The organism is Geodermatophilus sp. CPCC 206100 (assembly GCF_048569675.1).
In the GTDB taxonomy this organism is placed as follows: Bacteria; Actinomycetota; Actinomycetes; order Mycobacteriales; family Geodermatophilaceae; genus Geodermatophilus.
Genome location: NZ_JAQISV010000057.1, coordinates 1 through 7,274 on the forward strand (window position 1 = coordinate 1; position 7,274 = coordinate 7,274).

Sequence of the window (7,274 nt, forward strand, 5' to 3'; positions counted from 1 at the left end):
TCGCCCCGCCCGCCGCGCCGCCCGCGCCTGACCCCGGGCCGCCGGCACCGCCCGCACCGACTCCCGCGCCGGCCCCGGCGCCGCTGCCGCCCGAGGGGCACCAGGCCACGTTGCCGGTGACGGGCCGGCCCCGGGTGGGCCCGCGGCGGGCCAGCCCGCTGACCCGCATGGGCCCGTGGGCGCCGGTGGCCGGGGCCCTGCTCGGCCTCGTCGCCGGCATCGTCGTGTCCCTGCTGCTCAGCGGGGTGGCCGAGGCGTTCAGCGAGCGGCTGGCCCTGGTGTTCCTCACCGTCGGGCTCGGGATGCTCGGCGCGGCCGGGGCGCTGCTCGCCGACGAGGTGCGCCTGGTGCGCCGCGGCGCCCGGGAGGCCGGCATCCGGCCGGCCTGGGTGGAGGCGACGGCCAACCTCATCAACGGCCTGACGCCGGCCCGGCTGCTCCTGCTGGCCAGCGCCTTCGTGCTCTTCCTCGCCGCCTACGTCACCTGACAGCCCCGGGAGCATCGCAGCGAGGAACGAGCGAGGAGCGGACCGGGGCGCGGAAGGTGACCCAGGGGCGCGGTCACCTGACAGCCCCGGGAGCAACTCAGGTGTGGGCCTGGACCGCCAGGTGCACGGCGAGCCCGAGGCCGGCGACGGCGATCAGCCGGCGCAGCACCGTCTGGGGCGCACGGCGGACGACCCCGGGTCCGATCCGGCCGCCGACGAACAGGCCGAGGGCCAGCGGGAGCGCCGCCGACCACGCCACGGGCGCCAGGACGAGGAAGCCGACCGCTGCCACCGCGTTGGCGATGCCCAGCACGACGTTCTTGAGCGCGTTCCCCCGGGGCAGGCCCTCTCCGGTGGAGAGCAGGAACATCGCCAGCATCATGACGCCGGCCGCCGCGCCGAAGTAGCCGCCGTACACGGCCACCGCGAAGGTGCCCAGCGGCAGCCACCAGGGATCCCGGTGGTCGGGGTGCGCCCGGGCTCCCTCGGCGGCCAGCTCCCGCGGCGGCCGCTGCAGCAGCAGGGCCACTGACGCCCCGGCGATCAGCCAGGGCACGATCCGCTCGAACGCGTCCGACGGCGTCAGCAGCAGCAGCGCCGCGCCCGCGGCGCCGCCGAGCACCGCCCCCGCGGCCAGCCGCAGCAGCCGCCGGCCCTGCCCGCGCAGCTCCGGCCCGGAGGCACTCACCGAGCCGACGCTGTTGAGGACCAGGGAGACGGTGTTGGTGACGTTGGCGGTCACCGGCGGCAGGCCGGTGGCCAGCAGCGCGGGATAGCTGACCAGGGAGGCCAGGCCGGCGATGCTGCCGGTGAGCCCGGCTCCGACGCCGGCGAGGACGAGGAAGCCGAACTCCCAGGGACTCACCCGGCGTCGTCCTCGGGAACCGGCTCGTCCCACAGCTCGCCCGGCGTCACCCGGCCGGTGACGAGCTCCTCGGCCACGTCGTCGACCACCCGCCCGCTGGCCAGGGCGGCCCCCTGCATGACCGCGATGGCGTCGGGGCCGTCGAGGTCGAACTCCACCCCCACCAGCCCCATGGCCTGCCAGACCTGAGTCCGCCGCCGGGCGTCGGGGGTGTCCAGCCAGCCGCTGCCGTCGTCGGGGAACTCCGGTCCGGTGACGGTCAGCGCCAGCTCGGCGCCCGTGCGCGTGACGACGGCGGTCACCTCCTCGCGCGGCAGTCGGGTCAGTGCGGCCGGGTCCCGCACGTAGAGGTCCAGCACGACCAGCGGGCCCAGCGGCGGGGGCAGCGGCACCGACAGCACCGCCCGGTACGGCGTCTCCGTCGTGAGGGACTGCCAGAACTCGGGCCAGTTGCGCTCGATGTCCTCCTCGTCGAAGGCGATCGTCGAGCCGTCGTCCGAGGCCCGCAGGCAGGGGCCGTCACCGAGGGTGAACTGCTGACGCTCGGCGTACGCGGTGACCTCGTCGCTCGCGCCGATCGGGGTCTTCAGCGCGCCGACGTGCAGGCTCAGCCCGGCGCCCTCGACGCCCAGGGCGGCGGCGCAGGCACGGGCCAGGCGCGCCGGCAGGAACTCGGGCGCGGCCAGCTCGGCCGGTGCGGAGCGGAAGGTGTCGTCGAACCGTTGGGTGGCGGTCACGGCACCAGCTTGCCGCGCGCACCCCCGGCGCACCCAACGGGGCCGGTCAGCGGGTCAGCAGCACGGCGATCGCGACGCAGCCGAGGACGACGATCGCGGTCCGGAGCACCGCCGGCGGCAGCCGCCGGCCGAACCGTGCCCCGAGGTGCCCGCCGAGCAGCGCGCCCCCGGCGACCAGCCCCGCGGCCACCCAGTCCACCCGGTCGGTCGCGACGACGACGTAGACGCCCGCGGCGACCGCGTTCACCGCCAGGGTGAGCACGTTCTTGAGCGCGTTGAGGCGCTGCAGCGACTCGTGCAGCAGCAGTCCGAAGATGCCGATCTGCAGCACGCCCTGGCTGGCGGCGAAGTAGCCGCCGTAGCTGCCAGTGGCGTAGGCGCCGGCGAACAGCGCGGCCAGCCGCCCGCGGCCCAGCCGGTCCGGTGCGTCCTCGTCGCTGCGGCGGCGGGCCAGCGCCCGCTGCAGCAGCGGCTGGACGGCGACCAGCACGACCGCCAGGCCGACCAGGACCGGCACCACCGCCTCGAAGGCCGACGCGGGGAGGTGCAGCAGGAGGAAGGCGCCGGTGAGCGCGCCCAGCACCGACGCCGGCAGCAGCCGCAGGAGCAGGCCCCGCTGCCCGCGCAGCTCGCGCCGGTAGCCGATCGACCCGGTGAGGTTGCCCGGCACCAGGCCCAGGGAGTTGGTCACCGTCGCCGTCACCGGCGGGAGCCCGACGGCGAGCAGGACCGGGAAGGTGACCAGCGTCCCCGAGCCGACGACGGCGTTGATGCCGCCGGCGGCCAGCCCGGCCGCCGCGACCGCGACCATCTGCCAGCCGGTCACCCGTCGAGCGTGGCACGGGCGGTCACAGCCCGGCGGCCGGCGGTGGTGTGATCACCGTCATGCCCGCGCCCGTGCCCGTCCGCCTGCTGTCCGCGCCGTTCGACTCGGTGTTCCGCGACGTCCGCATGGGCGCCGGCCCCACTGCCCCCGCGGGTGCTCGAGGCCTCGGCGGTGACCTGGCTGCGGCCCGCGCAGGCCCGCGACCCGGCCGCGGTCGAGGCCGCCCTCACCGGGCTGGCCGCCCGGGTGGACGCCGTCCACTGGCACGTCGACCTCGACGTCCACGACCCGCCGATCGCCTCGGCCAACGGCTACGCCGCCCGCGGCGGGCTCACGGCGGAGGAGGTGCACGACCTGCTGCGGCGGACCGCCGTCCACCTGCCGGTCGTCTCGGCCACGCTGGCGTCCTACGACCCGTCGTACGACCCCGAGGGCCGGCTGCGCGGGGTGGCCCTGGACCTGCTCGAGGCGATCGCCGAGGCAGCCGGCCCCCTCTAGTCCTTGCGGCCGGCGTCGAGCAGGCGCAGCACGACGGCGCCCTCCTCGTCGGACGCCTCGAGGTCGACCGCCACGTCGAGGCCCCAGTCGTGGTGGCCGGCCGGGTCGTCGACGATCTGGCGCACCCGCCACACGCCCGGTTCGCTCTTGTCCCAGATGAGCAGCGCCGGGCCGCGGGCGTCGGCGCCGGTGTGCACCTCCGCGTGCTCGGCGAAGTAGCCCTGCACGACCTCGCCCCACCGGTCGGCGTCCCAGCCGGAGGCCCGGTCGAGCTCCCCGAGGTCGTACCAGCGGCGGCGGGCCCACAGCTCCACCCGCCGGAACAGCGCGTTGCGCACCATCGCGGTGAACGCCCGCTCGTTGCCGGTGAGCGGCCGGGGCCGGGCGGGCACGGCGACCGGCACGTCGAGCGGCTGGTCGGGGCTGGTCAGCTGCTCCCACTCGTCGAGCAGGCTGGAGTCGACCTGCCGCACCAGCTCGCCCAGCCACTCGACGAGGTCGGTGACCTCCTCGGTGCGCGCGGCCGCCGGGACGCCGGAGCGCAGCGCCTTCACCGCGTCGGACAGGTAGCGCAGCACCGCGCCCTCCGCGCGGGTCAGCCCGTAGGTGTTGACCAGCTCGCGGAAGGTGTACGCGTTCTCCCACATGTCCCGCACGACCGACTTCGGGGAGGGGTGGGCGTCGGCGGCCCACGGGTTGGTGTGCACGTAGACGCCGAAGGCGTGCTCGAGCAGCTCCTCCAGCGGCTTGGGGTGGGTGATCCCCTCCAGGAGCTCCATCCGCTCGTCGTACTCGATGCCCTCGGCCTTCATCTGCGCCACGGCCTCGCCCTTGGCCTTGTTCAGCTGCGCGGCGAGGATCTGGCGGGGGTCGTCGAGGGTGGCCTCGATGACGCTGACCACGTCGAGGGCGTAGGTGTCGCTCGCCGGGTCCAGCAGCTCGATGGCGGCCAGGGCGAAGGTGGACAGCGGCTGGTTGAGCGCGAAGTCCGGCGGCAGGTCGACGGTCAGGTCGTAGCGGCGGCCGTCGGGCTCGGGCTCGGGCAGCCGTTCGAGGACGCCGGCCTGCAGCAGCGAGCGGGCGATGCCGATCGCCTCACGGATGTGCCGCAGCTGCCGCTTGCGCGGCTCGTGGTTCTCGGTCAGGAGCCGCCGCATGGCGACGACGGGGTCTCCCGGGCGGTCGACGACGTCGAGGACCATCGCCGTCGTCACCCGCATGTTGCTGGTCAGCGGCTCCGGATCGGCGTCGATGAGCCGCCGCATGGTCGCCTCCGACCACGGCACCATGCCCTCGGGCACCTTGCGGCGCACCAGCTTGCGGCGCTTCTTCGGGTCGTCGGCGACCTTGGCGAACTGCTTGAGGTTCTCGACCTCGTGCTCGGGGGCCTGCACCACGACGGTGCCCGCGGTGTCGTACCCGGCCCGGCCGGCGCGCCCGGCGATCTGGTGGAACTCCCGCGCGTTGAGCAGCCGGGTGCGGGTGCCGTCGTACTTGGACAGCGCGGAGAAGACGACGGTGCGGATCGGCACGTTGATGCCGACGCCGAGGGTGTCGGTGCCGCAGATGACCTTGAGCAGCCCGGCCTGGGCCAGTTGCTCCACCAGCCGCCGGTACTTGGGCAGCATCCCGGCGTGGTGGACGCCGATGCCGTGGCGGACCAGCCGCGAGAGCGTCGTCCCGAACGCGGAGGTGAACCGGAACCCGCCGATCATGTCGGCGATCGCGGCCTTCTCCTCCTTGGTGCACACGTTGACGCTCATCAGCGCCTGCGCCCGCTCCAGTGCCGAGGCCTGGGTGAAGTGGACGACGTAGACCGGTGCCTGCCGGGTGTCCAGCAGCTCCTGGATGGTCTCGTGCATCGGCGTGGTCGCGTAGTAGTGGTGCAGCGGCACCGGGCGCTCGGCGGTGGCGACGAGGGCGGTGGGCCGGCCGGTCCGGCGGGTGAGGTCCTCCCGCAGCGTGGTGACGTCGCCGAGCGTGGCGCTCATGAGCAGGAACTGCGCCCGGGGCAGCTCCAGCAGCGGCACCTGCCAGGCCCAGCCGCGGTCGGGGTCGCCGTAGAAGTGGAACTCGTCCATGACGACCAGGCCCACGTCGGCGTCGGCGCCCTCCCGCAACGCCACGTTGGCCAGCACCTCCGCGGTGCAGGCGATGATCGGCGCGTCCCGGTTCACCGCCGCGTCGCCGGTCAGCATGCCGACGTTGGCCGCGCCGAAGACCCCGCAGAGCGCGAAGAACTTCTCGCTGACCAGCGCCTTGATCGGCGCGGTGTACCAGCTGCGCCGTCCGGCGGCCAGGGCCGCGTACTGCGCGCCCGTCGCGACCAGGGACTTGCCCGAGCCGGTGGGCGTGGCCAGGACGACGTTGGCGCCGCTGACCAGCTCGATCAGCGCCTCCTCCTGGTGCGGGTACAGCGTCGTGCCGCCGGCCTCCGCCCACGCGGCGAACCGGGTGAACAGGTCGTCGGCGTCCGCGCCGAGGGTGCGCAGCGCGGACAGGTCGGCGGGGTCGTCGAGGAGGGGCGGGGCGATCGCGGTCATCAGGGAGCACAGCGTGCCCCAGGCCGGAGACCTTCCCGCCGTCGCCCCGCGGGGTCAGAGACGGTCACGATCCGGTAACGGACGGTGCACCCGGGCGTCCCGGTGGGCGATGCTCGTTCCCAGGTGAACAACAGGTGAACGAGAGGTGTCCATCCCATGCGCGACACGCGGTGTCCGGAGTGCCAGTGGGTCTTCATCACGGACGGCTCGGGCCGACGGCGTCTCGAGATGCGCTGGCAGCTCCCCGTCGCGCCCCCGTCCCGGGCGGCGGTCCCGCGGGCGGCGTGACCGCCGTCCTCGTCCGGTTCTCCGCCGAGCGAGCGGGGTAGGCGGGCGGGCGAGGACGCCGGGGTCACCGGGACCCGGGCGCCCGCGCCACCCACCGGAGGAGCCCCGTGTCGTCACCCCGCCCCGAGTCCCAGCCCGCCCAGCAGCAGGACGTGCCCGGCACGCTCGGCGCCATGGACCCGAAGCCCGACCACGGGGAGGAGACCTACCGCGGGTCCGGCAGGCTGACCGGCAAGGCGGCGGTCATCACCGGTGGGGACAGCGGCATCGGCCGGGCGGTCGCGATCGCCTTCGCCCGCGAGGGCGCCGACGTCCTGATCTCCTACCTGAACGAGCACGAGGACGCCGAGGACACCAAGAGGTACGTCGAGGAGGCCGGCCGGACGTGCGTGCTGGTGCCGGGTGACCTCGCCGACCGGGCGCACGCCAAGACGATCGTGCCGAAGGCGGTCGAGGCGTTCGGGAAGATCGACGTCCTGGTCAACAACGCCGCGTTCCAGATGAGCCACCCGACGCTGGAGGAGATCTCCGACGACGAGTGGGACCACACCGTCGCGCTGAACCTGTCGGCGATGTTCACCCTGTGCAAGGACGCCATCCCGCACATGCAGCCGGGTGCGTCGATCATCAACTCGTCGTCGGTCAACTCCGACAGCCCGAGCCCGCACCTGATCGCCTACGCGATGACCAAGGCGGGCATCGCCAACTTCACCGCCTCGCTGGCGCAGATGTACGCGGAGAAGGGGATCCGGGCCAACAGCGTCGCGCCCGGCCCCGTCTGGACGCCGCTGATCCCGGCGACCATGGACGAGGAGAAGGTGGAGAGCTTCGGCCAGCAGGTGCCGATGGGCCGTCCCGGCCAGCCGGCCGAGCTGGCGCCGGTGTACGTGCTGCTGGCCAGCGACGAGGCGTCCTACGTCTCCGGCGCCCGCGTCGCGGTGACCGGCGGCAAGCCCATCCTGTGGGCTGTCGCGGAGTTGCGCGGGGGCGGGGGTGCCGCGCGCCCGCGGTCCCGCTCCCCCGCGCCGG

At 74.6% G+C, this 7,274-nt stretch carries 7 protein-coding genes; 3 read left to right on the forward strand and 4 right to left on the reverse strand.

Annotated elements, in window-relative coordinates:
• Positions 1-488 (forward strand): hypothetical protein (locus PGN05_RS22385; RefSeq protein ID WP_419754787.1); only part of this gene is annotated, 488 nt, incomplete at its 5' end.
• Between the two features lie 97 nt (positions 489-585).
• On the opposite strand, the gene PGN05_RS22390 is transcribed toward PGN05_RS22385, so the two are convergent.
• From PGN05_RS22390 to PGN05_RS22400, 3 genes are read right to left on the reverse strand one after another with little or no spacing between them, the layout of a single operon-like run.
• A complete protein-coding gene (locus PGN05_RS22390; protein WP_419754788.1) occupies positions 586-1,353 on the reverse strand; it encodes a sulfite exporter TauE/SafE family protein in 768 nt (255 codons plus the stop codon).
• The gene (locus PGN05_RS22395; RefSeq protein ID WP_419754789.1) at positions 1,350-2,090 is read right to left on the reverse strand and encodes a hypothetical protein; all 741 of its coding nucleotides are present in this window, start codon (positions 2,088-2,090) and stop codon (positions 1,350-1,352) included. The genes PGN05_RS22390 and PGN05_RS22395 overlap by 4 nt, the downstream gene beginning before the upstream one ends.
• Positions 2,091-2,136: 46 nt before the next feature.
• Entirely contained in the window at positions 2,137-2,916 is a 780-nt protein-coding gene (locus PGN05_RS22400) for a sulfite exporter TauE/SafE family protein (protein ID WP_419754790.1), read from the reverse strand.
• Positions 2,917-3,069: 153 nt separating this feature from the next.
• Here PGN05_RS22400 and PGN05_RS22405 point away from each other — a divergent pair, with 153 nt between their 5' ends.
• Positions 3,070-3,414: an arginase family protein gene (locus PGN05_RS22405; protein ID WP_419754791.1), complete on the forward strand. Its 345-nt coding sequence runs from the start codon at positions 3,070-3,072 to the stop codon at positions 3,412-3,414.
• On the opposite strand, the gene PGN05_RS22410 is transcribed toward PGN05_RS22405, so the two are convergent.
• The gene (locus PGN05_RS22410) at positions 3,411-5,957 is read right to left on the reverse strand and encodes a DEAD/DEAH box helicase (protein ID WP_419754792.1); all 2,547 of its coding nucleotides are present in this window, start codon (positions 5,955-5,957) and stop codon (positions 3,411-3,413) included. The genes PGN05_RS22405 and PGN05_RS22410 overlap by 4 nt on opposite strands.
• A gap of 395 nt (positions 5,958-6,352) precedes the next feature.
• Here PGN05_RS22410 and PGN05_RS22415 point away from each other — a divergent pair.
• Positions 6,353-7,274, forward strand: a 922-nt coding sequence (locus tag PGN05_RS22415; RefSeq protein ID WP_419754793.1) for an SDR family oxidoreductase, incomplete at its 3' end; no start/stop codon positions are given.